The sequence below is a fragment of the Bariatricus sp. SGI.154 genome, from assembly GCF_050313795.1.
Classification (GTDB): domain Bacteria; phylum Bacillota; class Clostridia; order Lachnospirales; family Lachnospiraceae; genus CAMBRQ01.
Window position 1 is genome coordinate 13,021 of record NZ_JBNPMC010000025.1, and the last position, 25,013, is coordinate 38,033.

Sequence of the window (25,013 nt, forward strand, 5' to 3'; positions counted from 1 at the left end):
GGGAGGGGACGGGGGTTTTTTCAATTTCCCCCGTCCCCAATTAAAATATCCCTGTCCCTTTTTCAATTTGCCCTGTCCCTTTTTGATTCTTCGTATATTCTTACGCAAAATCCCTTGTCAACAGCGTATCGTCCTGAAGCAATCCTTCCACCGTCTCAAACCCAAGTTCTTTCAATATCTTTAGCACATATGGATTCTCAAGCGGTGTCCGAAATTCTGATTTACTCCCGTATTCATCTACATGTCTGGTGCCTTCTTCCACATCCAGTATGGCTTTGGGACCACCTACGCATCCGCCGGGACATCCCATTCCTTCGAAGAAATTAGCAGTTGTCTTTCCTTCTTTGATCCTTTGGATCATCTCCATACATGCTTTTGTTCCATCTGCCTGTTCTGCATGGACGGTGATGCTTCGATCCGGTCTCAGTTGCTCTACCATCTCGGAGACCGCTCTGCTGACTCCTCCGGTTCTTGCGTAGAGCCTGCCGGCTTTTGATGCATGTTCTTTCTCATCGTCTGCCAGTTCTTCAGGATGAATGTCTGCCGCCTCGAATATATCCTTCACTTCCCGAAACGTAAGCACATAATCAACTGCATCTGCAATATCCGCCTCTTTTGCCTCTTTCTTCTTCGCCAGACAAGGTCCTGCAAATACCGTTATCGCGTCCGGATGAATACGCTTGATCATACGGCCGCACGCAATCATTGGAGAGACCGCTCCAGGTACGTGTGGCATCAATTCATGATAGATCTTACGGATCATAGCAATCCACACAGGACAACAGCAGCTTGTCAACTGATAATCTCCTCGATGCTTTACGTGTTTATCGAACTCCAACGCCTCTTTTAATGTAAGAATATCTGCAAATAACGCCACTTCCACCATTCCGGTAAAACCTAGCGCCTTGAATGCCGTTCGTAACTTTCCCGGCGTCACCGCCTCGCTGAACTGTCCCAAAAACGCGGGTGCAATCATCATATATACCGGTCCTTCCGCTTCTCTTACCGCCTTCATCGCCGGCAACACATCACGACTCGCCGTAAGCCGTCCGTTCTGACATGCTTCAATACATGCCTCACACCCTGTACAAAGAGACGGATTAATCCGCATCTTCCCTTCTCCGTCCCATTCAATCGCATCAAAGATACAACTATTCTGACATGCCTTGTCATACGCACACTGCTCACATTCCTCTACATGAAGCACCGTCGCATACCGCTCCGGATGTAACAGACAATCCAGATGGTAAGGATTATATCCCTCCGGTAATGGCTCATCCAGTAATACTTTTCTGTTGATAAGATCCTGATAAAGTTCTTCGAATGTCTTCATCTTTTTCCATCTTCCTCTTTCTTCCATATAAGTTCTTATACCTATTATGGACAGAAAATGGCATTTTCATTACGAATAATCAGGAGTATCCTTTTTCTTCTTATGTTCATGTATAAAATAATCCAGACAATCCAGTGATTTCTGCTTCTGATGGATCTCCTCCAGAAGATTCTTCCTATGTTCTCTCAGAATCCGAATCTTTACATCATGATACCCTTCTTCCGGAATATCCATGTACCGGATGATATCCTCCGGCTTCATCCCTATATTCATCAAAGTATTGACCAGGCAGATTCGATAACTGTCGTCTGTATAGCCGCCATCTTCTTCCATAAGATATTTTAACAATCCTTCCTGCTCCATGTATTCCATCTTCTCTTTCGCAATGTTAAATGTCTTGCAAAATTCTTCCGCATTCATTTCATTTTCTCCTCTTTTTGAAGATTATTTCCTATAGATTTTTAGAACCCCTCTTTAATCATCTTCTTAGCCAGTTCTAAGAATTTGCAAGTCAAGGTACTGCACGTCTGGAACTTCTTCCACACCATCACTGTTCCGGTCAGCAATTCAGGATAGAATGGCCGAAAACACAGGTTATCATTCTGATATATATCTACTGCTCCTTCTATCGTAATCGCATATCCCAGCCCCTCCTCAATCAGCCTCGCCGTATTGCCAATCAGATTATGCGTTGCAAATATATTCAACTGTTCATATTTTCCTTCAAACCAACTGGAAATCTCCTTCTGAACCAGCGAGCGCCTTGTCATATAGACAGGAAGCCCCAGCAGATCATCTGGCACAATATATTCCTTCCGTGCTAATGGCACATTCGACGGCATCAACACTCCCCATCTTTCCTGCTGATTCATACGCACAAACTCATATCGTTCCACATCAACAGGTTCCAGCAACAGTCCCACATCAACCAATCCTTTATCTATCTTTTCCTTAATATCTTCCGCATTACCCGTGAGCAGGTTGTAGCGTACTTTCGGATATCTCTGACTGAATTCCCGAATCAGTTTTGGAAGAATACGTGTAACACTTGCCTCTCCGCTTCCAATCGCGATTTCCCCACTTAACTCTTCATCCTGTCCAACAAACTCACTCTCAGTCTTATCCACCAGTTCAATAATCTCCTGCGCACGTCTGCGAAACAACATGCCGTCATCCGTCAAAGTAATCTTCCGTTTCCCCCTGATGAACAATTCCACACCCAATTCTTCTTCCAACTGGGCAATCTGACGGCTAAGGGTCGGCTGTGTAATATGTAATACCTCAGCCGCATTCGTAATATTCTCTTCCCTGGCAACCATTAAAAAATACCGCAGCACTCGAAGTTCCATACCGTTCCTCCTCATATGGTGTCTTATCGTCATTAATGATGATACAACATCTTTTTCCATGAAGCAATATTTCCATTCTTAACTTTTGCATATTTCACATCTGCAGGGAGTAATTGGGAATTTAGTTCTTGAAGAGTATATGTGGAGTGTACGGCAGAGAGGGGCAGTATGGCAGTTCATATCCGACTCCAATCGCCTACAATCCGTAAGTTCAAAAGAGGTCTGAAATCAGGAATCGAATGTAATCGTCGGAGAAACTCTGAAAGATTTTTCCGACTCAGACATTCTTGAATTCTGTGCTTGTGGCACAGAATTCATCCTGATTTCAGACCTCTTTTTTACCAACGGATTGTACGGCTCTTCTACGGATATGAACTGCCATACTGCCCCTCTCTGCCTGACATTCTTATGTGTGACTCTTCATGAACTGGGAGGATTCCTGGCGGGGATGTGGGAGGAAGGGTATTGGATGGATAACAGATTAGGAGTGGAACGGATTTATATTCATGAAGTAAACAGGAGTTTTCTTTATTCCCCTTCACTTCTAATATGTTTCCTCACCGATACCGTTCCACACGCACCCCCGTCGGAATCTCCCACTGTAGAAAGCCTTGAGTCCACGGAGATGTCAGGTGCAAGGGCAGGGAAGCTGTGGGCTGTGGCCGTATCATTTTACCTTAGACCCCGTTACAGAAAAAGATACCGTTAGTTCGTGCGAAACCAGGACCACAAGTCCTGGTTTCGAGGGCATCTGAGTCATAAGACCATCAAGGGCTTACGGCGAATATGCCCGGTTAGAACGGACGGTATCTTTTTCTGCTACGAGGTCTTGGCGAAACGATCCGGCTACAGCCCACAACTTCCCTGTCCTTGCGCCGTACACTTCCCAACACTCCACTTTCTACACTAAATTCCCATCAAAACCTCTATTCATTGATAACTGCCGCAGTATGTGCAACGTAGATTGCCTGTACATCTGCAATTCTCCCCAGGCCTTCCACCTGAGCCTCAACACTCTCAAAGTCTCCGGATGCCTCAAACATGCTCTTCCATGAATCCTCATCGTCACCAGCCATATCATTATTCGCATGATCCCCGGCAACAACCATAAGCGGACGAAGAATCACTTTCGTATAACCTGCTTCTTTCACTTTCGCGATCACTTCTTCACAAGCAGTTTCCTCTGGTTCACCCTCAACCGTTCCAATGAAGACATTCTTATATCCAAGAGTCTCCATCTCTGTCTGCATCTGGCTATAGGTTACCTTCGCTGTATGAGAAGTACCATGACCTAAGAATACAAAAGCAGTGCCAGCCTCTGCTGATGCATCCAGACTGTCGAATCCAGCCTTTGCTACCGCCTCTGCCGTAAGAGCCTTTGCTACTGCTTCTTTGTCCGCATTGATTACAGTTGCATCCGCTCCAACTTCGCCAAGCAACGGAGCAGCAATCTTAACAGACTCGAACTTATCAGCATAACTGTCAACAGACTCCTTCATCTCATCGTACTCAGCACCATACATCAGATGCGTCGGCTGTACAACAAGATTCTTAACACCATTGTCTACTGCACGCTGCAGAGCCTGATCCATGTTGTCAATCTTCTCTTCATCACGAGCTTGAACATGGTTAATGATGATCTGTGCAGTGAACGCTCTTCTTACTGACCAATCCGGATATGCCTCCTGAAGTGCTTTCTCAATTGCACCAATATCAGTAGCACGGCTTTCATTGAAAGAAGTACCAAAACTTACAACCAAAAGTTCATTTTCACCGATATCATCGCCATTGAGCGGGTCATCAGCAGATGCATCTCCGGTATCTCTTCCGAAATAATCCGGATCTGCCTCTTCACCTTCAACTAACTCTTTCTGAGCATCCGTCAGCGCGTCCCATGCTTTCTTTGCCTCTTCACACTGTGTGTCCGTCTCATCCGTTCTCTCCTGAACGTAGATCGCATCAATCAGAGCCGCAACCTTGTCAGCCGCCTCCTGATCGGAGACTTCCTCACTTTCAGAAGAAGCCTTGTCGGAACTGTCATCAGAACTGTCAGAAGCACTGTTTCCACAGCCTGCCAGCATAGTGCCAACCATTGCAGCTACACATAAGATAGATACAATTTTCTTTTTCATACTCTTTTTTTCTCCTTTCTGGTATGAGATTTTTTATCATGAAATATCAAAAAACCTGACTGAATATCACAGCCAGGCGGTTTTATGTATACATTGTCGGGCAGAGCCCGCCAGCCGAAGGCATGTATTACGGGATGCTCGAATGAGTACACCAAAGGAAAGCATACAGTTTCCCGTATACTCTTTGGCTCAAACCAGTTACTTGTGGCTGCTCCATTCTGTTCAATGGCAGGTCTCCTGGCTTACAGAAGTTACCGCCAAGCCGCCTTCCCGTTTCCAGTGACTGAAGAGTCTTCCCCTTCATTGCTTGGCTAATCTGCTCACAGTGACAAGTTCGCTCAGGATTCTCACCTGATTCCCTTTTCATCAGTTGTACTGACACCGATTGAATCTATTTAATTTGATATATCATTTCTTAACTATTATAACACATCCCCGATACATGTAAATGCAGATCAGGATTTTTACTGTGGCTGAGGATCAGACACAGATACCTTATGATCGTACCACTTGTCCTTTTTCCCAAGCAGAGCTACGTCGAATTCTTCACCAATCGCCGGAACAGGAATGTCGAACCCATAGACTTCCTCGTTCATTCCGTCACTGTAGGTCACCGTATCTGTTGTCGGCTCAAGAATATTGGCTCCATCTTTCTGGGCATCTTCTGCTGTTCCTACAAACAGGTTAATGATGTTCTTAGATACCAGACTGACATGGATGCTCATCTCACCATTTTCAACCGTCAGAACACCTTTGCCTTCATTCGCCTCATTCACATGGAACATGCTGCTGTCCGTATCGAACTTGGCACTGTATACTCCATCCGCCAGTTCTACACCTGCTCCTTCTGATTCCGACGCATCTTCCGTTCCAGGTGCCTCTCCAGATTCTGACGCATCTTCATCATCGGATGATCCATCAGCCGAATCTTCCGATACGGCATCAGAAGAACCGCCATCTGAGTTACCAGTGGATGCATCCTTGCCACAGCCAGCGAGCATAGTACAGATCAGTACGGCTACACATAAGATAGATACCATTTTCTGTTTCATACAACTTCCTCCTTGTAACACATCTTCATAATTCTAATTATAGATATATTTTTTCACAAAATAATTCAGTATTCCACCAACCACGATAATCGCGAAAGCCACACACAGAACTCTTTTCGCTGCCTCCTGTGGCATCTCTGCTTTGCTTCCTATTGAATCAGAATAGAATATCATCTGGTAGTGGATCTCAATGGGCTTTCCCATGGCTGTTGTATCTGCAATCACTTCCATCGGTTCATCCCATCCGGGAACCGGAATCTCAAACACAGAGTTCATCCCTTCTTCGCTCTGGTTCAGGTATTTCACTCCATCCACGATCATATAATCATAATTAGCACTACTCCACTGAATACGGGCGGTCTCCTTACCATTCTCAACCGTCAGAATCGTCGGTGAAGTGACAGATGCCTTGCCGCTTCCTCCGGATATATCTACGGTTACGGAATACTCTCCATCCTCCATGGCAGATACATGCTGCGCCGGCGCCAGGAAAAATACGGTCAGCATAAACATAAGCCCTGATATAATAGTTCTACGATATCTTTTTGTCATATCAACCTTTTCCTTCCATAAATAGCATCCCCGTTATAGATTCTGTTTCCGATACACGAACCACAGTCCGATCATCATGAATATCACAAGATAGACCACCAGCACCAGGATTCCCACAGGATTCCAAGATTCTCCATAGGCAATGCTTCTCACCATGCCGCTGGTCTCCGACAGCGGAAGGAAACCAATCACCTCGCGGATTCCATGAGGCATATTCTCCGTAGAGAAGAAAGTGTTACACAGGAATGCCATTGGCATAATAAAATAACTTGAGAACCTCGGTACATCCGCATGATTCCTTGCCAAAAAGGACACTACCACTCCCAACGCCGAGAACACCGCGCCATTTAAAAATAAGATCAAAAAAGAGAATCCATTGAAGATCAGCCCCGTATGGATCGGCCATACCAGAAGCAGGATAATCCCTCCTGCATAGATTCCTCTTAATGACCCGGCAATAATCTGCCCAATGATAAACTGCCACAAAGGAGTCGGTGAGATCATCACCTGATCAAATGCCTTCTCATAGAGCCTCTGAACATTCAGGTTCTGTGCGATTGCATTGAAACTTCCATTCATAGTAGTAAGTGCCACGACTCCCGGAATCAGATAATGCAAGTAAGGCTTGCCATGTGAGACCGTCTGAATTCCCAGTCCGAATACCAGAAGGTACATGAGCGGTGCGATCATTGCAGACAACGTAATCTTATAGAAATCCCTGCGGAATTCCACCCATTTTTCCCATAATATCGTAATGATTCCCATTTTCTTCCCCTAACTCAATCTTTTTCCTGCCCGTTCTACAAAGACATCCTCCAAAGTGGTATCGCGCAGACTGAAACTGTAATCTGTCCGGTCTGCGAATGCCAGGGCTTCCTTCTTCTCATGGAAATAGTGCGTCACCATTCCCTCCCCAGTCGTCTCATCAATCGCAAAACTTCCAAGTTCCTGTATAAAGCCTGCCGGTGTGTTGATCTCTTCTATCTTCCCATGATTCATCATTGCCACTCTCTTACATAAGGCTTGCGCCTCTTCCATATAATGCGTCGTCAGTAGAATGGTCAGATTCTGTTCATTAAGCCTCCGAAGCAGACTCCACATCTGCCTGCGTGACAATGCATCCATTCCAGCCGTCGGTTCATCCAGCAGCAATATCTCCGGCTCAGTCAGAAGCGCACGGCACACCATCAGTTTTCGTTTCATTCCGCCGGATAGTTTGCGGACTGTCTTCTTCCTGTCATTGATCAATCCACAGAATTCCAGTAATTCTTCACTCTTTCTTCGAATCTCTTTTTTCGACATATAGTAGAGCCGCCCCTGATATTCCATGATCTCATTCATATTCATATCCTGACGCATGGAATATTCCTGGGTGATCACACTGATCTTCCTTTTAATGTCCGCTCTGTTTCTCGTAAGCAGTTCCCCATCAATATAGATTTCTCCCTTGGTTGGCAGAAGAAGTGTGGAGAGCATTCCTATTGTTGTCGTCTTGCCAGCTCCGTTAGGACCAAGAAGCCCAAAAAACTCTCCTGTTTCAACCGTCATATTGACTGAATCTACCGCCGTAAACTGATCGAATTGCTTGGTCAGATTCTTTAACTCTATCATATTACTTGACCTCTTTGGTGATAATCAGAGAATAGTACCCTGCGGTATCCGGTATCTCATCTACATGAAAGTACACCTGCTCTTTTTCAGTTCCGCAGTTTTCCACCATAACCGCATCACGCCCGCTCTTTTTAATAATTTCCTTCACCTGTTTCATCTTACTTCCCGACTTCATCAGCACACAAGTCCCTGTAGATGGCAGATCTTCAGCCAGATTATGCACCGCCGGAAATATATGGATCTGTTCATTCCAGATGGAAAGGGGCATATTGACTCGTGCTGCTGCCGCGCAGAAGGATGGCACGCCGCTGACAAGCCGCGTCCTGAAGCCATCTTCTTCTACCATCTCTTGAATATAAGTGAATGTAGAATAGACGGTAGGATCTCCCAGCGTAAGATATACGACGTTCTTTCCTTTTTTCAGATATTCTTCCACAGTGTTTGCACCAATTCTGTGATGCTTCTTCTGTTCTTCCTTGTCATGCGTCATCGGCATGTGAAGGGAGATTAACTGCTTATCTTTAAGTTCCGGAACCGCGCAGACGGCAATCTGGTATGCAACCGTCTCTCTCGGCTCTGCTCCCGGCAAAGCTATTATCTCATTCTCCCGAATTAATCTGACTGCCTTTAAAGTCATAAGTTCCGAATCTCCCGGACCGACTCCAACTCCATATAATATTCCTGTCATATCCCGTCAACCTCTTTTTTCTTATTCTCAATAACTTTCCTTGCTGCAAGATCCTCATTGTAATCAGCCTTCGGAATCCTTCACTGTTTCCAGCAACGCCTGGAGCATTGCTTCCACTGTTGCCGAAACCGCGACAATTGGCTCCTTCTGAAAACACTCCCGAAAAGCATCCGCACAGATCTTCCCGATGCAGATTCCACGGGTCGTCTTTCCCATCTGGTATCCCGACCGGAAGAGCGCCTTAACACCTCCTGCACTTCCAAACAGGATATATTCCAGTGCCTCCATCTGCCTATTATCACATACAAACTCTGTATCATACACATCAAATCGCTGATAATCCACCTGCTTTTCCAGCAATCTCTCTGTCAACAGATTGGTTCCTTGCTTCGAAGAGAACAGATAGACTTTCTCCCCTTCTTTTACCTGAAGAAGTAATTCCTCTGCCAAAGCAGGCGAAGTATATTCCTTCGGGCAAAGATCCGGGATGAATCCATATCCTTCCAGCGCCTTTCCGGTTGCACTTCCAATCACTGCGAACTTGCAGGATGTAAATGCTCTGTGATCGATTCGCGCCTCTTTGCATCTTAGAAAGAAGTTCCGGATTCCCTGCACACTGGTAAAGACAATCCACTTATCTTTCCCATCTATGATCTCCTCCCATGGAATAACTGCCGCCAGTTCCGTACATCTTCCTCGCATCATAGAGACAGGCTTTGCCCCGAATGGCTGTAGTCTATCCCGAAGTTTTGCCTGGAAATCATCCGTTCCTGTCAATCCGATTCTTACATCCGAAAGCGGAAGAACAGCGTCTTTTTGAAGATCCAGAGCCACTACTTCTCCAACCACGATAACTGCCGGCGTAACAACTCCTTCTTCCCTTGCCTTCTCTGCAATATTCTCCAATGTGCCAGTTACCTTGCAGCGATGCAGAGTATTTCCACCAGATAAGATTGCAGCAGGTGTATGCTTATCTCTTCCATTCTCGATCAAAACACTTACAATCGTTCCAAGACTCTCCAGTCCCATCAAGAAGATCAGTGTCCCCTCAAGTCGTGCGAACTGTTCCATATCCCGCCGCAGCACATCTTCTCTCGTATGGGCAGTCATAATATGAAGGCTTCTGCTCACTCCCCGGTGAGTAACCGGAATTCCCGCTTCTGCCGGAATCGCCAACGCCGAACTGATGCCCGGAACTACATTCCAGGGAATCCCATGTTCATTCAGAGCCTGTATCTCCTCACCGCCTCTTCCGAACACAAACGGATCTCCACCCTTCAGTCTGACTACATGCTGATTCTGTCTGGCACGATCTACTAATATGCTCTGAATATCCTCCTGTTTTGCAGAAGACCTATGACTTCTCTTTCCAACATAGATCCGCTCTGCCTGCGGCGGCACCTCATGAAGCAATGTGGCGTCAATCAGATCATCATATACAACCACATCGCAGGATCTTAACAGCGCAAGTCCTTCCACTGTAATCCATTCTTTACTTCCGCAGCCTGCACCGACCAGACTGACATGCCCAATCCCAGCATTCTTATTCTTCATGTCTCCCTATCTCCATACTAAGAATATAATCTCATTCCCCAAAGGACCCTCTCCTTCAATCAGCCCTTTTGCTTCCTATTGGTTAAGAATCAACTTTTGGAAGATGAATCTTAACCGATTGGAAAGAATCACTGCCAACACACAGAGCAGCGCATCCTCGAATATCGTCAAAAGACAACAGTTAATCAGAACCAGTTTCCATCCTACCGGCATATGAATCACATAATTACTAATAAAGTAAAAATAGAGTATACCCACGCCATAATAGGCAACCAGACCCACAAAGGAAGTAAGCAGCATCCATAAGAAAGAAGCCTTTCTCTTTCCATCCATCATCATTCCCATCACAAATGCCGCCAGAGCGAATCCCAGCAAGAATCCAAAGGTAGGCCGGATCAGATAAGCCGGTCCACCACCTGATGCAAATACCGGCACTCCCGCCAAACCAATCATCAGATAGACACAGACACTCATTGTCGCTCTCTTCTTCCCTAACAGCATGCCTGCCATCAGAACAAAGAACCATTGTAATGTAAAATGCATCGCATACGGTTCTACCGGTATCTCAATCCTGATAAAAGCACCAACCGCAATAAGCGCAGCAAAGAATCCGCACAATGTCAGATCGATTGCTTTTGATGCCGTACCTTTTTCTCCAGTCTTTATCATAACTTTTATCCTTTCCTATGCCTCCTGCCATTGTCTGTGCAGTTGATCAGCCGCTTCCTTCGCAACCATAATCGGATCTTTTCCGACAGCATTTGCAAAAACAAGTTTCTCACCAGTTTCTTCGCCATACATAACCCTAAGACAGACCTCTTCTCCCTGCAGTTCACCGATTGCCCCAACAGGTACATGACATCCGCCGCCCATTAACGCCAGAAAATGTCTCTCAGCAGCAACTATTCTCATGGTCTCCTCGTCACCAAACGGCTGCAGCAATTCATGTATATCCCTTCGGTCTTCTGCTACCTCGATAGCAATCGCTCCCTGTGCCGGTGCCGGAATCATCTCATCATAATTAAAATATCGGGTAATCCTCTCTTCCAGATGCAAGCGCTTTAATCCTGCTGCCGCAAGCACAATTCCATCCAGTTGCTGTTCTTCCATCTTGCGGATGCGTGTCTCTACATTGCCACGGATATCTACAATCTTAAGATCTGGTCTAAGTTTAAGCAACTGGTATCTGCGACGCAGACTTCCTGTTGCTACCACTGCGCCATAAGGCAATTCTTCAAGCGTGGAAGCCTCCCTCAAGACCAGAACATCTCTTGGATCTTCCCTCTTCCATGTCTTCGCCAAAGTCAATCCCTCCGGCAGATTTCCTGGCATGTCCTTCATGCTGTGTACAGCCAGATCAATGGTTCCATCCAGAAGCTGCTCCTCAATCTCCTTGATAAATATCCCCTTTGTTCCGATCTCCTTCATCGACACATTGGAGAACTTGTCTCCGGTAGTCTTGACAACCACCAATTCAAACTCATGCTCCGGAAAATATTCTGTTAATCTTTTTTGTACGTACTCTGCCTGCGCAAGCGCAAGTCTGGAGCCCCTCGTCCCAACCCTATATAACATAGCATCCTCTTCTAATTTATTTTGCAAAAATGCCTGGTAACACAAAGGGCGCCTCTTCCAAGAAGAGTACGCCCAATAAAGATCTCCTTCCAGGAGATCCTAAAAAACGTGTTTCTGGTTCCGGCAGTTACACTGTCATCTCCCGTGTATCTGACTTACCTCTCCCGATTAAAAGGATCACAGTGACCGACTCGCTGGGCCTCTCACCCAATTCCACGTTCCTTACTGAAAAGGTGGAGAATGACATTTATGCAATTTTATTTAAATTCTAACAAATAATACGAAACAATACAACTATTAATTAATTTTTTTCAACACTGTTCTTTATATGTTCTTTATATGCAGTCAATGCTTTCGTATACTGTAATGTATGTTCGTCCAACAGCCTCGCTGCTCCCAACGGATAATGGTCCGGCAGCATCTCCCGGTTCACTTCTGGCTCCCAGTAGAATACGCCAAGTCCCTGCTCCTTTAGTTCCGCCAATGCATCCATCGTATCCCGAATCAATTGATATGTTCCTTCTTCATCGTGATCTTCACCGCCCACTTCTGTAATCATCACCGGCTTATGATATCTCTGATTATATTCTTTCAGGCATCCTGCCAGGAGTTCCTTATCGCTCACAGATTGGCTCCAGTAAGGATAATATGAGAATCCCAGAATATCTGTCTTTCCCTGGTTCTTGAAAAAGTTATCCAAAAACGGGATACACAGATCCCTATTCTCTCCACCGGCAAGATGTGTGATGACCTTGCATTCAGGGAAGCACTCCTTGACAGCATCATATCCTGCATTCAGGAATCCAACCAGATCTTTCGGATGTTCTGTTAGGCTGCCGTTCGGAAGCATAACGCCAGGATTGATCTCATTGCCTACCTGTACCCATTCCGGAGCAATATCATTTTCCTTCAATAACATCAGTACGTCTTTTGTATGCTGATATACCCGTTTGGTCAGTTTCTCATAATCATCATCTTCCCATTCCTTCGGAATGTCCTGAAGTGTCGGATCTGCAAAATAATCACTGTAATGAAAATCAATCATCAGACGCATCCCCTGATCCTTCACCCGTTTTGCCATTTCCAGGACTCCAGCTGCATCACAATGTCCAAGCATACAATAGTTACTTTCTAACGCTTTCCACCACATGCCATCCGCGGGCGGATTAACAAATACCCTTAATCTTACGGAATCTGCCCCCATATCTCTTGCCGCACGAAATGGATCCACTTTATTTCCTTCATAATCTATCCAGCAAAATCCCTTCTCCTCTAACTGGCTTACCCAACTTACATCAACTCCAAATGCAAAATTCTGTATCATTTTCTGTCCTCCTATATAATCATCTTATAGTTATTATCTTGTATTATTGATAATTTTATATATTTTTGCACATATCTGCAATATCTGAAATAGATTATTTCTATAATTTTTGTCTCAACCTTCAAAAGAATACCATAGGCCATAATTATCATTTTGGTTAATTTTAACCTTGTTGCCAAGCCCCTGACTTCATGATATCCTTGAATGAAATATTGTTTTAAAGGATGCTATTCTATGAAGAAAAGATGTTTTGACGATTCAACGACAATAGATATACTGGAAAAGAATGCACAAGAGGGCATGGTTCTAATGGTCGAGCAATATACCGGTCTGCTTTGGAAGGTAATCTCTTTTCACCTCGCCAATCCAGAAGATATCAAGGAATGTATCAATGATACTTTTACCCAGTTCTATCTGCACCGGGACCGTTTTGACGCCGGCAAGGCTTCTCTTCCGGTCTACCTGACATCCATCGCACGTAATCTGGCAGTCTCTCGCTATCGGAAGGAAATCCGCCATAAGTCAGAACCCCTTCCCATGGATTACGCCCTCACAGATCAGCAGATCGAAACGGCGGAAATTAAGACTGATCTGAAAGCAGCACTGGCAGAGTTGCGAGAAGACGAACTTCAGATCATACGCATGAAATATTATGGCGGCATGACCGTTCAGGAAATTGCCGATTCCTTAAATCTTCCTTATGAAACGGTGAAAAAACGGCATCAGCGCAGCATCAGCAAACTGCGCCGTATTATGCTGCTCATGCTTCTGGTACTACTGCTGGCGCTGGCATCCGCATGTGCATACAGGGTTCTGGTCTACTACGAGATCATTCCGGATTTCCTGCATATCGGAATACTGGAAGACACGGAAGATGACATGGCAGATGATACGGATATTGGGGATGATACACGTTCTGCTACGCCTTTGGTCATCGATTCTTCTCCTCTTGATGACATGAGTGAAGAACTGCCAGATATTCAGATAGATTATAATAATACTGAAGCTACGGAAGCCGTTTCTGAAGAAACAGATGATACACTCCCCAGGCTTACATGGATTCCCGGCTATGGAAGCGCAGAAAACACTTCATCACCTGATTATACCCTGCTTTCACCTGTAACTGTGGAAAGCGACTCCTATACATACAAACTGGATACCGCATATTATAAAGATAACATACTGTCTCTGGATATTATCCTAACTTCTGATAAATGGGAAGTTGATAATGTGGAAACGCAAAATCTAGATGCCTGTTTATCCTCCATCCGGAATCTTCCGAACGGAATTCTCTATTGCGGAGACCAGATTTACACAACCGTTGTACAGAGTCTTTGTTTTCGCGATGATGGAATCCATCAGGAAATTGACTTTAAGTACATAGACTTGCCAGATTCAGACAAAGATAGCCTAGAACTTATCATTCAATCCTACGGTACTTTGATTCCATTTACACTGACACGTTCTGCCGGAGTAACTTTGGACAGTTATACTTCCGAGACGGGCAAATATGGTAATCTTGCCATCTATCCCCGTCTGGAAAACGGCTCATTGATCATCGCCATCTATCCGATCAATAAAGGGGATGCTACGATTTCTCCTGCCCTTATCCGTGACTACTCTATCAGTCCTCCGGAAGATGATATCACTGCGGTGGCAGACGATGGCACCGTACTAACCGGGTCTTGTATCAGATATAGTCCTATGAGTGACCGGACATACTATGAATGGGATTTTGGTAAGGCTTCGCCCGGAAACTATACGTTGCGTGTGCCATATCTATGCCTATCGGAAAGTTTCCCGGAGAATTTTTCTATCTCTGTGAATTTGAAAGAACTTTCCTGGGAAGATACTATTTATCAGATTCCAGGAGGAAGTGTCCATATTGAAGATTGCAAAATCTTAGATGTTACTCCCTGGGAAACTATTGATGACCGGCATATTCCAATTGATAAGAGCGATTTTAATTACTGGAAACTATGGCTGCATTATGATTCCACAGATACGGAACGCACGATAACCGGTGTCCATCTGTTGGAATATTGCTCGTTTCTTCCTAATGTAAATGATGTGGAGCATAGCCCGTATTATTATACTCCTCCTTATTCTTCTTCCGGTCCCACCAGAACTTACCCGGTTCCTTACGAACCAATGACCGATCTTTATGACTTAAATAGTATATCTGCTTCCGGAACAATGGAATATTTTATTCCAATTGATGAAGAATATTTCGATGCCACTCATTTTCAACTGGTTGGCAACAGCATGGGGAAGTCTTATAAAATCTGTATTGATTATCGGTGGAACCAGAGTTTTGATATACTATTTCATGTGGATAGCATGGAATGATAGATTCTGCAGGTGCTACATCCCTTTCCCATATAAGAACCAGATTTTCTTCCACCCTTTCAACTCTTTTAAGACTTCTTTTCTGAATCTACGATACAGCAGATAGCACTGCTTGCACTCTTCTCTGCCAACGCTCTTTCCGGCGAATGCCGAGCGCACCGCACAATCATACAGCCACTCCCACTCCTCGTCTGGCAATTGCGGAAATCCTGCCTTCATCTGTTCCAATATCTGGCGTTCCGTCTGCAATTCCCGGTCTGCTGCTGTGTCACTGCTTCCCTTAATCTACACCAAAAACGTTTCCTTCCAAATAAAAAAACCGGTGTAAAATTTAACCCACACCAGTTTTTACAATCAATCCTATATCTTGCTATTAAAATATTCTTGTGTAACTTGAAGTTGCTTCTTTAGTATACTCTGCCACATAGCCCGATGAATTTCTCCACTTCCTTTTGAAACTTTTGTTCTACGGATATTTCCATCTTCATCTCTCTTCCTATAGAAATAATGATCCGTATCCTTATATAATTCCCAGCCATCTCTTTCGCAGAACCGTTTTAGTTCTTTCCATTTTGGCATATAATACTATCACCTAACTCCTCTACATCATCCATAATCAGTGCCTTAAATACATACGGAATATGTGCTTTACGATTCGGAGCACTACTCCAATAAGAATAATCCTTATAGTAATCTGCCGCATAATCCATGATGGAATATGCCAATAATCTTCTTGCTTCTTTCTCCGTGGAGGCATTCTCTACCAATTCAATCTCATTCAAAGATAATGTAATAGAATCATCCTCCTCTACATATCTTTCCGCTGTAAAATGATATACCTCTAAAATCTCCGACATCGTCTCAAGATTGGATAGCCACATACGATCTCGGGTCCTTTTGATAAATTGTGGTTTATCTCTCACCACACTGTCCACTACGCGACTCCATTCCTTTCTAACATCCGTAGCATTCATTGTCAACATATCAATCATCTCCTTTGATACCTCCATAATATCAAAAAACGTACATATTGTCAATAACGTACACTTTTTATCGCATGAAATCTAAGAATTTATATCATTTGACTTTTTATTATTATTTCTACAATAATATTTTCATACGCAGTTTAAATAAACTTTCACACATTTCAGACACATTTTGACTTAATTCAAAAATCCCAAATCTTACTATTGACTTTATTATGGTAAATTGTTACTATAGTGACGTGGTTTTTATATTACATATATTAGGAGGATTTATTAAATTATGAAAAAATTTATTGCACTTATGATGACTTTACTTATGGTCATGTCCCTCACTGCCTGTGGCGGTTCATCTGATTCTAGTTCAGACAGCGATGCAAAAGCAGAATCTGATTCAGGCTCTTCTGATGGAAGCGATATGGAATATGTAAAGGATAAAGGAACTTTAGTCGTTGGTATCACAGATTTTGAGCCAATGGATTACAAAGATGAGAATGGTGACTGGATTGGTTTCGATGCTGACATGGCTGCTGCCTTTGCGGAAAGCCTTGGCGTAGAAGTCGAATTCGTAGAGATTGACTGGGACAACAAGATTATGGAATTAGACGGCAAGACCATCGACTGTGTATGGAATGGTATGACTCTTACCGATGAAGTAACAAGTTCTATGGAATGCTCCAATGCTTACTGTAACAATGCTCAGATCGTAATCGTTCCTGTTGACAAGGCTGATGATTATCAGGATGTTGACAGCCTGTCTGATCTGACATTCGCTGTAGAGGCAGGAAGCGCCGGTGAAGAAGAAGTCAGCGCTCTTGGACTTAACTACACACCAGTAAAGGCTCAGTCTGATGCCCTGATGGAAGTTGCAGCAGGTACTTCTGATGCAGCAGTGATCGATTCTCTGATGGCAGCTGCTATGGTAGGAGAAGGAACAGGTTACGCTGATCTTACTTACACGGTTGGGCTGAACAGCGAAGAGTATGGTGTTGGTTTCCGTAAAGGTTCTGATCTTGCAGAGGCACTGAACGAGTTCTTTAAAACAAGTTATGAAGATGGAAGCATGCTTGAGACTGCAGAGACTTATGGTGTACAGGCAGCGGTCATCGAGCAGTAATTACTTGAATATTGATTCATTACATTTTACAAAGGAATAGAGAGCGGAATCTTCCGCCCTCTATTTTTCACCTACAGGACCTGCCACCGGCAGTTCCTTTCGGATGCTTCGGCAACTGAAATTCTAAGAGAAAGCAGGAAATATCATGGAACTGATTCTACAACAGATGCCCATCGTTATTCAATCATTGAATGTCGGCTTTTTACAGACGTTAAAACTATTTTTTGTAACACTGATCGGCGCGATACCGCTTGGACTCATCATCTCATTTGGCTCAATGTCCAAATTCCGACCGCTCAGTTATCTCAGTAAATTTATTGTCTGGATTATCCGGGGAACTCCACTGATGATTCAACTTCTGATCGTCTATTATTTCCCTGGTCTGGTATTACATAATCCGATCTGGGGAGGCGGCGAAGCAGGGCGATTCCTGGCTGCATCCGTAGCATTTATCATCAACTACGCCTGTTACTTCTCCGAGATCTACCGTGGAGGCATCCAGGGTGTTCCGGTGGGTCAAGAAGAAGCCGGACTCGTACTGGGCATGACCAAGAGCCAGATCTTCTTCAAGATCACGCTGCTCCAGATGATCAAGCGTATCGTTCCGCCTATGTCCAATGAAATCATAACACTGGTCAAAGATACCTCGCTTGCGCGTATCATCGCCCTTCAGGAGATTATCTGGGCAGGACAAGCGTTCATGAAAGGTTCGCAGGGTATCTCCGGAGCCATCTGGCCTCTGTTCTTTACCGCTGTATACTATCTCATCTGTAATGGTATCCTGACGGTTCTGCTTGGACGGTTAGAAAAGAAATTAGATTATTTCAGATAGGAGGAGCACCATGCCAATATTAGAAGTAGAACACATTCGCAAATCATTCGATCATACAGAAGTATTAAAAGACATCAGTTTCTCTCTGGAAAAAGGGCAGGTTGTCTCCATCATCGGTTCCTCCGGAAGCGGAAAGACAACACTTCTTCGATGCCTCAATTTCCTCGAGCGTCCTGATAAGGGTGTGATCCGTGTCAACGGAAAGACGCTGTTCGATGCCGAAGATCCTGCCACCATGCAGGAATCTCAGATTCGTAAGAAGAGACTTCATTTCGGCCTGGTATTCCAGTCTTTTAATCTCTTTCCACAGTACACAGCACTGGAAAATGTTATGTTAGCAAAGGAACTTCTGGCAAAAGAACAGCCAGATTATAAATCACGAAAGAAAGAGATTCTTGCTGAGATTAAGGAACAGGCAGAAACCCTTCTTAACCAGATGGGACTGTCTGACCGGATGAATAACTATCCGCATCAACTCTCAGGCGGCCAGTGCCAGCGTGTTGCAATCGCCCGCGCCCTTGCACTCCAGCCGGATATTCTCTGCTTTGATGAACCGACTTCCGCTTTGGATCCAGAATTGACCGGAGAGGTATTAAGAGTAATCAAGGAACTGGCAGATCAGAAGACGACGATGGTAATTGTTACTCATGAGATGGCATTTGCCAGAGATGTGGCTGACCATGTAATCTTCATGGATGACGGATGTATCCTGGAACAGGGCGATCCGATCCAGGTGATGGAACATCCGAAGGAAGAACGTACACGGCAGTTCTTATCAAGATTCACACAGGAATAAATGAATATAATTATTTAAAAGACAGATGCCCGTGCGACATCTGTTTTTTAATTGATAACTTGGTTTTTGTTAAAAGTCAATATATTAAAATCGCAAAATTTATAGTACAATGAAGACGGCATCTGCCATGCAATATCTTGCAGGAGGACATTTACTATGGATAAGACTTGGGAACAGCGTCGAAAACGTGTTTTTGAGATTGTGGAAGTTGGAAATGATATTGACAGTATCAGTCGTGGCTACGACTTTCTGAATACCTTTTTTATTATCCTGAATCTTACAGTCAGCGTTCTGTGTACATTCGATCATATCAATCTTCAATATGGTACCTGGCTTCTCGTGCTGGAAAAAATCACCGTTGCAACTTTCTGCATCGACTACATATTAAGACTATGGACTGCCAAATACCGGTATCCCAATCTTAGCGAACCAAAAGCACTTTTAAAATACATGATATCATTTATCGGGATTGTAGATCTGCTCTCCTTTTTGCCATACTATCTGCCTATATTCTTCCCATCAGGCGCAGTTGCATTCCGGATGTTCCGAATCGCCCGCATCTTCCGGCTCTTCCGGATCAATGCCTATTATGATTCATTGAATGTTATTACAGAGGTTATTACCAGCAAGAAGCAGCAACTCTTCTCCTCTGTCTTCATTATATTAGTTCTGATGCTCGCATCCAGCCTGTGTATGTATAGTCTGGAACATAATGCCCAGCCAGAGGTATTCACGAATGCCTTCTCCGGCATCTGGTGGGCTGCCTCTACTCTGCTGACCGTTGGATATGGTGACATCTATCCCATCACAACACTGGGAAAAATGTTCGGCATATTCATTACCTTCCTTGGTGTCGGTATGGTTGCAATCCCTACCGGTATCATATCCGCAGGATTCGTTGATCAATATTCTCACATCAAACGAATGAGCGAATATGGACATGAGGCAGCCATTCACTTCATCAAGATGCATCTTTCAGAGCATGATCAGTGGGTTGGACACAGCATTGCCGAACTGGGCTTGCCGGAAGGTGTTATCGTAGCAGCAATCCAGCGTAACCATAAGATTATCATCCCACGTGGCAATATCGTGCTGAAAGCAAACGATACTATGGTACTGGGCGCAGAATCCTTCCATGATCATGAACATATTGACCTTAAGGAACTGATTCTTCAGAAGAATCATCCATGGAACGGACAACGCATCCGGGATCTGGATATCTCCCGCCAAACTCTTATTGTATTGATCAAACGTAAGAAAAAGGTACTGATTCCGAATGGGAATATGGTGTTGAGAGAAGGGGATACTGTGATCTTGTATACACAGATGCATATGAATCATGTGAATAGTATTGAAATTTAGTTCTTAAAGAGTATATGTGGAGTGTACGGCGGAGAGAGACAGTATGGGCGTTCGTATCCGACTCCAGTCGCCTATAATCCGTAAGTTCAAAAGAGGTCTGGAATTAGGCACCGACTATAGCGGACGCAAAATCTTGATGATTTTCCGCCCACGATAGTCTGGACTTCTGTACTGGTAGTACAGAAGCCCTCCTAATTTCAGACCTCTTTTTCACTAACGGCTTGTATGGCTCTTCTACGGATATGAACGCCCATACTGTCCCTCTCTGCCTGACATTCTTATGTGTGACTCTTCATGAACTGTGAGGATTCCTGGCGGGGTGCAATGGGGAACGGTATTGGCAGGAAACGATGGCTGAAATAAGATAAGGTAAGTAAATTAAGACAAGCAAACTAGGACAAGCAAACATGTTGATAGTTAGAACCACTTGGAACTAGTTGGAATTAGCGGAGACCGGATTGCTGATGGATGTGTATGAAGTATTGCCACCAGCGGCAGTAATCTTGGCAGTGTTAGACCAGATTATTGATGATTACATACTATGACTCAGGGTTTTGGCATTAGGGTATGTAATATTGGCGAAAACAGCGGGTGAATCACTCGAAATTACATACCAAGACAGATAAAACAACTATACGCACCCTGCCAAGAATCCTCCCCGTTCATGAAGAGTTACACACAAAGAATGTCAGGCATAGAGGGTAGATTGGGTGGTTCAGTGTCGTAGAAGAGCCATACAAGCCATTGATGAAAAATAGGTCTGAATCAGGATGAATTCTGTGCCACTAGCATAGAATTCAAGAATGTCTGAGCCGGAGAAATCTTCAGATTTGTCCGGTGATTACATTCGATTCCTGATTTCAGACCTATTTTGAATCTACGGATTGTAGGCGACTGGAGTCGACACTGAACCACCCAATCTATCCTCTATACCGTACACGCTTGAACAACTCTTCATAAACTAAATTCCCATCAAAATCATCGACAGCATCCCCGGTCCCGTATGCGCCCCAATGATCGGCGACAGCATCGTCCGGCGTATAATAACATCAGGTGCTGCTTCTTTCACCTTCTCCACCAGAGCGTCTGCAAGTTCCGGCGTATCTGCATCACAGATATAGATGATCTTACTCAAGTTAGGATTATAATTCTCCTTAAAATATGTAAAGAGTGATGACATAGCCGCCTTATTGCCACGCTTCTTATCCACCGTTACTAACTTACCATTCTCATCAATTTTAAGCATCGGCTTAATATTAAGCGCCGATCCTACCAATGCTGTTGCCGCACTGACACGACCGCCTCTCTTAAGGTACATCAGATCCTGAACCATGAAATAATGACGAATCTTCGGAATCAATACTTTGATTGCTTCAAAGTTCTCATGGATATCCATACCATTCTTCTTGTTATCGATGGCAATCTCTGTAAGAAGCCCGATACCACCAGTCGCTGACAAGGTATCAATCGGAAGTACTTCCACATCCGGATACTCCTCTTTCAGATTCTCTGCTGCAAGCGTGGCACTCGCATAAGTGGATGACAGACCACTTGAAAGACAAAAATACAACACCGACTGTCCCTTTTCCAAAAATTGTTTAAAATACTCTTCGTACATGAATGGTGATATCTGAGACGTCTTCGTCAGGTCTCCATTCCTCTGTCCATCGTAGAACTTCTTCAATATCTCTTCACTCTCACAGCCATGGGATGTCCGCATCTCGTCGCCCAGAGAATACTCCATTGGTATAAAATTGATGTTATTAACTCTGGCTGCTTCTTCGATAATATCTCCAGAAGCATCCATACAAATTATATAATCCTTCATAATTAACCTCCAATTATTGAAATTACATGTTACATTCTTACGAGTTTTGTAACATTCTTTCCGTCACAATTGTACCACTATATCAAGAGATACACAATCGATTTCCTCACTGTTCTCATTTTAATTCATCATAATCCAACTCTTAACGTACTTTTTTTATCAACAAACAACCTACAGGATCTACTACTGATAGTTTCTCCGGATTCACATCTGGTGTCCCCTTTCATGATTTCCTTCTCAAATATTACATATTGCGAAATCTATAATCCCGGCTGCACATCCTCTTACTCTATCATCCACCTATGACAATCTTCCATTATCCATCTCATATACCACATCTGCCAGATTCATGGTAGACTTCCGATGCGACACCAGAATCACCGTCTTTCTGTCACAGGACTCTTTCAGTGACTTCAGGATAATCCCCTCATTCAGAGAATCCAGATTACTGGTAGGCTCTATCGGGACGATGATTTTGATACAATTTGATTTTTACATATACCTTTTAATTTTGCCCTGTACTTTTTAACTTTGCCTGTTTGGAGTGTGCAAAGTCAGAAAGCAAAATTAAAAAGTATAAAGATAAAAGAAAAAGCCCGGAATCATGCAGTCTTTGGTTTACCACATAGCTCCGAACTGTTTGTCTCTTAAAATCTCTATTGTTTTCTGATCTTTTTCTCCATGAGAAATATATCACTCTTCCTCGGTCAAAACCACTTTGATAGGGGGCTAAATACTTTTTCTATTTCTGAAATAACATTATTATCTTGTACATATTTTGTAACTTTTATTTCATACACACCCCACTCTTTTTTCAACCTCTCATTACCATAAACGTCCATTATACTATGCAACACTCGTATCATAACAGTAAGTACGGAATTTAACAATAATACATGATTTTCAAACATCCTAAAAGGCTTAAAATTAAATTTACCTCTTCCTGGCACAATGTTTGTTTCCATATGGCTAATCTCATGCGTTTCAATACACAATGGTCTGTAAAGATTAGTATATATATCCTGCCAGCCAACTATACCAAACAAATCCTCTAAAGTAGTTCTCTTCCCTTCACAATAACTATACCAATTAGAAAATGGTTTGTCTCGTTTTAATACTTCAATATAATCTTTATAGCAACTATATTCTTCCATTCTCTTCCAATATAGTCTTCCATCAGCCGCTGTTCTTTTAATATCCAGCATCTGCAAAATAGTTGCTCTTTTTTGCATTTCGTTCTTATCTGATATCAAATAGCATAATTGAACAGCACTTTCAATCAATGAACGTAAAACAATAAATCCCGAATTAATCAAACTATTTTCAGTCATAACTTTTAATGTATCTAACAATTCCATTATTCTATAAAAGTTTGAGTATATAGTCAATTCATAATCTTTTATTGTATCATCAAAGCACTTATCTAAAATACTGTTTCCAAATTTGAATAAATCTGCATAAAACAGTTTATGTTCTTCGACCAATTCTTTCTCCTCTTCTGTTAATTCATATATACCATTTCCATACTCCTGTCTCATAAAATATTCCTCCTACTAACTTCCAAGTTATTTGAATAATCTTATTTCCAAACAGCCTCTATCCAACGTATACACTCTTTACCCATTATGTCTCTTTCAGTATAACAAGCACCGGGTGAATGTCCACCTACGAGGCTTTCACTGTAAAGCCACGAAAGGGTTTTCAAAATCACACCGGATAATTCCGCATCTTTTGACCATATATGTTACACATCAAATGTCTCCTTTAAAATAAATACATATCTGTCTCTTTACTCGTATTGCCAGTATAGCATATAGAAAGGACTTCTTCCAATAATTCTCTTTGCCATCACAAACTATTCTGCCTCCGGCATTCACAAACACAAAAAATCCCCAGCTTATCCAGTTCCGAAAGGAACAATTCAATCTCTGCCTTCCGTGCCTGCTTCTGATTGATGATACTGTCCGCCTCGTCAAGCCGATCCTTTGCTGTATCATACCGCCGTACCAGGGCATCGTATTTCTTCTGGTATTCCCCCTGGTCCTGCGCCACCCTTGTGTTCTCCCGGATGCACTGGTGGATCAGTTCTGATACCACGTTCATTTCCTCCTGAAGCTGTTCCCGTTCCTGTACCCACTTGTACACCCGTATTTTCTGCTGGACCATATCAAAGACTTCCGGCTTTATGATGGCGGAATGGTTGTTCTGTACATAATACTGCGGAACCTCTCCTTCGTTGACCTTCGTCTTTTTTGTCAGGAAATCCACCGTGTAGGATTTCTACAAAAAGGCATCCCCCTTGTACTTTTCATTGGTCAGGATGCTCCAGATAACTGTCGCACCCCACTTCTCCTTTCCAGCCGGAGTCGGGATTTTTTCCTTCGTCAGCTGCTTTGCGATGGCATTCTCTTATTACCTACCTTCTTGAATTTCGTTTTGGTCAATCATATTTCATACCATTTATCGTTAGTATGTACTAACTCATATAGTTAAAAAAAGCAAAATTTTCATTCTGCCTTCACAAGTTAGGGATAACTACCCATCAATGTGTATAACATACCGTTTTATAAGATGTC

At 43.4% G+C, this 25,013-nt stretch carries 25 protein-coding genes and 1 riboswitch; of the genes, 5 read left to right on the forward strand and 20 right to left on the reverse strand.

What is annotated here, in order from left to right:
- Window positions 1-100: 100 nt before the first annotated feature.
- The 13 genes from ACQRBN_RS11615 to ACQRBN_RS11675 all read right to left on the reverse strand — a co-directional run bounded on the left by ACQRBN_RS11615 (window position 101) and on the right by ACQRBN_RS11675 (window position 13,170).
- A complete protein-coding gene (locus ACQRBN_RS11615) occupies window positions 101-1,333 on the reverse strand; it encodes a [Fe-Fe] hydrogenase large subunit C-terminal domain-containing protein (protein WP_427739156.1) in 1,233 nt (410 codons plus the stop codon).
- 69 nt (window positions 1,334-1,402) lie between these two features.
- Window positions 1,403-1,753: a hypothetical protein gene (locus tag ACQRBN_RS11620; protein ID WP_427739157.1), complete on the reverse strand. Its 351-nt coding sequence runs from the start codon at window positions 1,751-1,753 to the stop codon at window positions 1,403-1,405.
- A 41-nt stretch (window positions 1,754-1,794) separates the two neighbouring features.
- Window positions 1,795-2,682, reverse strand: coding sequence for a LysR family transcriptional regulator (locus tag ACQRBN_RS11625; protein ID WP_427739158.1), 888 nt, complete (start codon window positions 2,680-2,682; stop codon window positions 1,795-1,797).
- Between the two features lie 926 nt (window positions 2,683-3,608).
- Window positions 3,609-4,814, reverse strand: coding sequence for a sirohydrochlorin cobaltochelatase (locus ACQRBN_RS11630; protein ID WP_427739159.1), 1,206 nt, complete (start codon window positions 4,812-4,814; stop codon window positions 3,609-3,611).
- Window positions 4,815-5,024: 210 nt separating this feature from the next.
- Window positions 5,025-5,216, reverse strand: a riboswitch (cobalamin riboswitch).
- Window positions 5,217-5,278: 62 nt separating this feature from the next.
- A complete protein-coding gene (locus tag ACQRBN_RS11635) occupies window positions 5,279-5,866 on the reverse strand; it encodes a hypothetical protein (protein ID WP_427739160.1) in 588 nt (195 codons plus the stop codon).
- Window positions 5,867-5,899: 33 nt separating this feature from the next.
- On the reverse strand, window positions 5,900-6,418 hold the full coding sequence (locus ACQRBN_RS11640) for a hypothetical protein (RefSeq protein ID WP_427739161.1): 519 nt from the start codon (window positions 6,416-6,418) through the stop codon (window positions 5,900-5,902).
- A 33-nt stretch (window positions 6,419-6,451) separates the two neighbouring features.
- A complete protein-coding gene (locus tag ACQRBN_RS11645; protein WP_427739162.1) occupies window positions 6,452-7,183 on the reverse strand; it encodes an ABC transporter permease in 732 nt (243 codons plus the stop codon).
- Between the two features lie 9 nt (window positions 7,184-7,192).
- The gene (locus tag ACQRBN_RS11650) at window positions 7,193-8,029 is read right to left on the reverse strand and encodes an ABC transporter ATP-binding protein (RefSeq protein ID WP_427739163.1); all 837 of its coding nucleotides are present in this window, start codon (window positions 8,027-8,029) and stop codon (window positions 7,193-7,195) included.
- A 1-nt stretch (window position 8,030) separates the two neighbouring features.
- The gene (gene cobI, locus ACQRBN_RS11655; protein ID WP_427739164.1) at window positions 8,031-8,717 is read right to left on the reverse strand and encodes a precorrin-2 C(20)-methyltransferase; all 687 of its coding nucleotides are present in this window, start codon (window positions 8,715-8,717) and stop codon (window positions 8,031-8,033) included.
- 63 nt (window positions 8,718-8,780) lie between these two features.
- Complete coding sequence (gene cobA / locus ACQRBN_RS11660) at window positions 8,781-10,271, reverse strand: uroporphyrinogen-III C-methyltransferase (protein WP_427739165.1); 1,491 nt, start codon at window positions 10,269-10,271, stop codon at window positions 8,781-8,783.
- Between the two features lie 75 nt (window positions 10,272-10,346).
- Window positions 10,347-10,940, reverse strand: a complete 594-nt coding sequence (locus tag ACQRBN_RS11665) for a biotin transporter BioY (protein ID WP_427739166.1) — start codon at window positions 10,938-10,940, stop codon at window positions 10,347-10,349.
- A 15-nt stretch (window positions 10,941-10,955) separates the two neighbouring features.
- Window positions 10,956-11,846, reverse strand: coding sequence for a hydroxymethylbilane synthase (gene hemC, locus ACQRBN_RS11670; protein WP_427739167.1), 891 nt, complete (start codon window positions 11,844-11,846; stop codon window positions 10,956-10,958).
- A 301-nt stretch (window positions 11,847-12,147) separates the two neighbouring features.
- A complete protein-coding gene (locus tag ACQRBN_RS11675) occupies window positions 12,148-13,170 on the reverse strand; it encodes a glycoside hydrolase family 53 protein (protein ID WP_427739168.1) in 1,023 nt (340 codons plus the stop codon).
- A 234-nt stretch (window positions 13,171-13,404) separates the two neighbouring features.
- Here ACQRBN_RS11675 and ACQRBN_RS11680 point away from each other — a divergent pair, with 234 nt between their 5' ends.
- Entirely contained in the window at window positions 13,405-15,519 is a 2,115-nt protein-coding gene (locus ACQRBN_RS11680) for an RNA polymerase sigma factor (RefSeq protein WP_427739169.1), read from the forward strand.
- Between the two features lie 15 nt (window positions 15,520-15,534).
- Here ACQRBN_RS11680 and ACQRBN_RS11685 read toward each other — a convergent pair whose 3' ends face one another.
- The 3 genes from ACQRBN_RS11685 to ACQRBN_RS11695 form a co-directional block, all read right to left on the reverse strand.
- Window positions 15,535-15,768 carry a hypothetical protein gene (locus ACQRBN_RS11685; protein ID WP_427739170.1) on the reverse strand — a complete coding sequence of 78 codons (234 nt, stop codon included), beginning with the start codon at window positions 15,766-15,768 and terminating at the stop codon, window positions 15,535-15,537.
- Between the two features lie 111 nt (window positions 15,769-15,879).
- The gene (locus ACQRBN_RS11690; RefSeq protein ID WP_427739171.1) at window positions 15,880-16,098 is read right to left on the reverse strand and encodes a type II toxin-antitoxin system HicA family toxin; all 219 of its coding nucleotides are present in this window, start codon (window positions 16,096-16,098) and stop codon (window positions 15,880-15,882) included.
- Window positions 16,077-16,502, reverse strand: coding sequence for a hypothetical protein (locus tag ACQRBN_RS11695; RefSeq protein ID WP_427739172.1), 426 nt, complete (start codon window positions 16,500-16,502; stop codon window positions 16,077-16,079). Before ACQRBN_RS11695 ends, ACQRBN_RS11690 begins: the two co-directional genes overlap by 22 nt.
- Window positions 16,503-16,785: 283 nt before the next feature.
- Here ACQRBN_RS11695 and ACQRBN_RS11700 point away from each other — a divergent pair, with 283 nt between their 5' ends.
- The 4 genes from ACQRBN_RS11700 to ACQRBN_RS11715 all read left to right on the forward strand — a co-directional run bounded on the left by ACQRBN_RS11700 (window position 16,786) and on the right by ACQRBN_RS11715 (window position 20,609).
- On the forward strand, window positions 16,786-17,619 hold the full coding sequence (locus tag ACQRBN_RS11700; protein ID WP_427739173.1) for a transporter substrate-binding domain-containing protein: 834 nt from the start codon (window positions 16,786-16,788) through the stop codon (window positions 17,617-17,619).
- A 145-nt stretch (window positions 17,620-17,764) separates the two neighbouring features.
- The gene (locus ACQRBN_RS11705) at window positions 17,765-18,451 is read left to right on the forward strand and encodes an amino acid ABC transporter permease (protein WP_427739175.1); all 687 of its coding nucleotides are present in this window, start codon (window positions 17,765-17,767) and stop codon (window positions 18,449-18,451) included.
- 10 nt (window positions 18,452-18,461) lie between these two features.
- Window positions 18,462-19,247: an amino acid ABC transporter ATP-binding protein gene (locus ACQRBN_RS11710; RefSeq protein WP_427739177.1), complete on the forward strand. Its 786-nt coding sequence runs from the start codon at window positions 18,462-18,464 to the stop codon at window positions 19,245-19,247.
- A 156-nt stretch (window positions 19,248-19,403) separates the two neighbouring features.
- A complete protein-coding gene (locus ACQRBN_RS11715) occupies window positions 19,404-20,609 on the forward strand; it encodes an ion transporter (protein WP_427739178.1) in 1,206 nt (401 codons plus the stop codon).
- Between the two features lie 961 nt (window positions 20,610-21,570).
- Here ACQRBN_RS11715 and ACQRBN_RS11720 read toward each other — a convergent pair.
- The 4 genes from ACQRBN_RS11720 to ACQRBN_RS11735 all read right to left on the reverse strand — a co-directional run bounded on the left by ACQRBN_RS11720 (window position 21,571) and on the right by ACQRBN_RS11735 (window position 24,837).
- Window positions 21,571-22,437 (reverse strand): DegV family protein, encoded by an 867-nt coding sequence (locus tag ACQRBN_RS11720; RefSeq protein ID WP_427739179.1) that lies wholly within the window; start codon window positions 22,435-22,437, stop codon window positions 21,571-21,573.
- A 707-nt stretch (window positions 22,438-23,144) separates the two neighbouring features.
- On the reverse strand, window positions 23,145-23,975 hold the full coding sequence (locus ACQRBN_RS11725) for a DUF5677 domain-containing protein (RefSeq protein WP_427739180.1): 831 nt from the start codon (window positions 23,973-23,975) through the stop codon (window positions 23,145-23,147).
- A 310-nt stretch (window positions 23,976-24,285) separates the two neighbouring features.
- Complete coding sequence (locus ACQRBN_RS11730) at window positions 24,286-24,705, reverse strand: hypothetical protein (protein ID WP_427739182.1); 420 nt, start codon at window positions 24,703-24,705, stop codon at window positions 24,286-24,288.
- Window positions 24,706-24,717: 12 nt separating this feature from the next.
- Entirely contained in the window at window positions 24,718-24,837 is a 120-nt protein-coding gene (locus ACQRBN_RS11735) for a recombinase family protein (RefSeq protein WP_427739198.1), read from the reverse strand.
- Window positions 24,838-25,013: the final 176 nt, after the last annotated feature.

Excerpts from the sequence above, each read along its gene's own strand:
- ACQRBN_RS11725 (WP_427739180.1), bottom strand. The coding sequence starts at position 23,975 with ATGAGACAGGAGTATGGAAATGGTATATATGAATTAACAGAAGAGGAG.
- cobA (WP_427739165.1), bottom strand. The coding sequence starts at position 10,271 with ATGAAGAATAAGAATGCTGGGATTGGGCATGTCAGTCTGGTCGGTGCA.
- hemC (WP_427739167.1), bottom strand. The coding sequence starts at position 11,846 with ATGTTATATAGGGTTGGGACGAGGGGCTCCAGACTTGCGCTTGCGCAG.
- ACQRBN_RS11680 (WP_427739169.1), top strand. The coding sequence starts at position 13,405 with ATGAAGAAAAGATGTTTTGACGATTCAACGACAATAGATATACTGGAA.
- ACQRBN_RS11720 (WP_427739179.1), bottom strand. The coding sequence starts at position 22,437 with ATGAAGGATTATATAATTTGTATGGATGCTTCTGGAGATATTATCGAA.
- ACQRBN_RS11630 (WP_427739159.1), bottom strand. The coding sequence starts at position 4,814 with ATGAAAAAGAAAATTGTATCTATCTTATGTGTAGCTGCAATGGTTGGC.
- ACQRBN_RS11700 (WP_427739173.1), top strand. The coding sequence starts at position 16,786 with ATGAAAAAATTTATTGCACTTATGATGACTTTACTTATGGTCATGTCC.
- ACQRBN_RS11705 (WP_427739175.1), top strand. The coding sequence starts at position 17,765 with ATGGAACTGATTCTACAACAGATGCCCATCGTTATTCAATCATTGAAT.
- ACQRBN_RS11665 (WP_427739166.1), bottom strand. The coding sequence starts at position 10,940 with ATGATAAAGACTGGAGAAAAAGGTACGGCATCAAAAGCAATCGATCTG.
- ACQRBN_RS11710 (WP_427739177.1), top strand. The coding sequence starts at position 18,462 with ATGCCAATATTAGAAGTAGAACACATTCGCAAATCATTCGATCATACA.
- ACQRBN_RS11640 (WP_427739161.1), bottom strand. The coding sequence starts at position 6,418 with ATGACAAAAAGATATCGTAGAACTATTATATCAGGGCTTATGTTTATG.
- ACQRBN_RS11675 (WP_427739168.1), bottom strand. The coding sequence starts at position 13,170 with ATGATACAGAATTTTGCATTTGGAGTTGATGTAAGTTGGGTAAGCCAG.
- ACQRBN_RS11690 (WP_427739171.1), bottom strand. The coding sequence starts at position 16,098 with ATGCCAAAATGGAAAGAACTAAAACGGTTCTGCGAAAGAGATGGCTGG.
- cobI (WP_427739164.1), bottom strand. The coding sequence starts at position 8,717 with ATGACAGGAATATTATATGGAGTTGGAGTCGGTCCGGGAGATTCGGAA.
- ACQRBN_RS11635 (WP_427739160.1), bottom strand. The coding sequence starts at position 5,866 with ATGAAACAGAAAATGGTATCTATCTTATGTGTAGCCGTACTGATCTGT.
- ACQRBN_RS11625 (WP_427739158.1), bottom strand. The coding sequence starts at position 2,682 with ATGGAACTTCGAGTGCTGCGGTATTTTTTAATGGTTGCCAGGGAAGAG.
- ACQRBN_RS11650 (WP_427739163.1), bottom strand. The coding sequence starts at position 8,029 with ATGATAGAGTTAAAGAATCTGACCAAGCAATTCGATCAGTTTACGGCG.
- ACQRBN_RS11715 (WP_427739178.1), top strand. The coding sequence starts at position 19,404 with ATGGATAAGACTTGGGAACAGCGTCGAAAACGTGTTTTTGAGATTGTG.
- ACQRBN_RS11645 (WP_427739162.1), bottom strand. The coding sequence starts at position 7,183 with ATGGGAATCATTACGATATTATGGGAAAAATGGGTGGAATTCCGCAGG.
- ACQRBN_RS11615 (WP_427739156.1), bottom strand. The coding sequence starts at position 1,333 with ATGAAGACATTCGAAGAACTTTATCAGGATCTTATCAACAGAAAAGTA.
- ACQRBN_RS11620 (WP_427739157.1), bottom strand. The coding sequence starts at position 1,753 with ATGAATGCGGAAGAATTTTGCAAGACATTTAACATTGCGAAAGAGAAG.
- ACQRBN_RS11695 (WP_427739172.1), bottom strand. The coding sequence starts at position 16,502 with ATGTTGACAATGAATGCTACGGATGTTAGAAAGGAATGGAGTCGCGTA.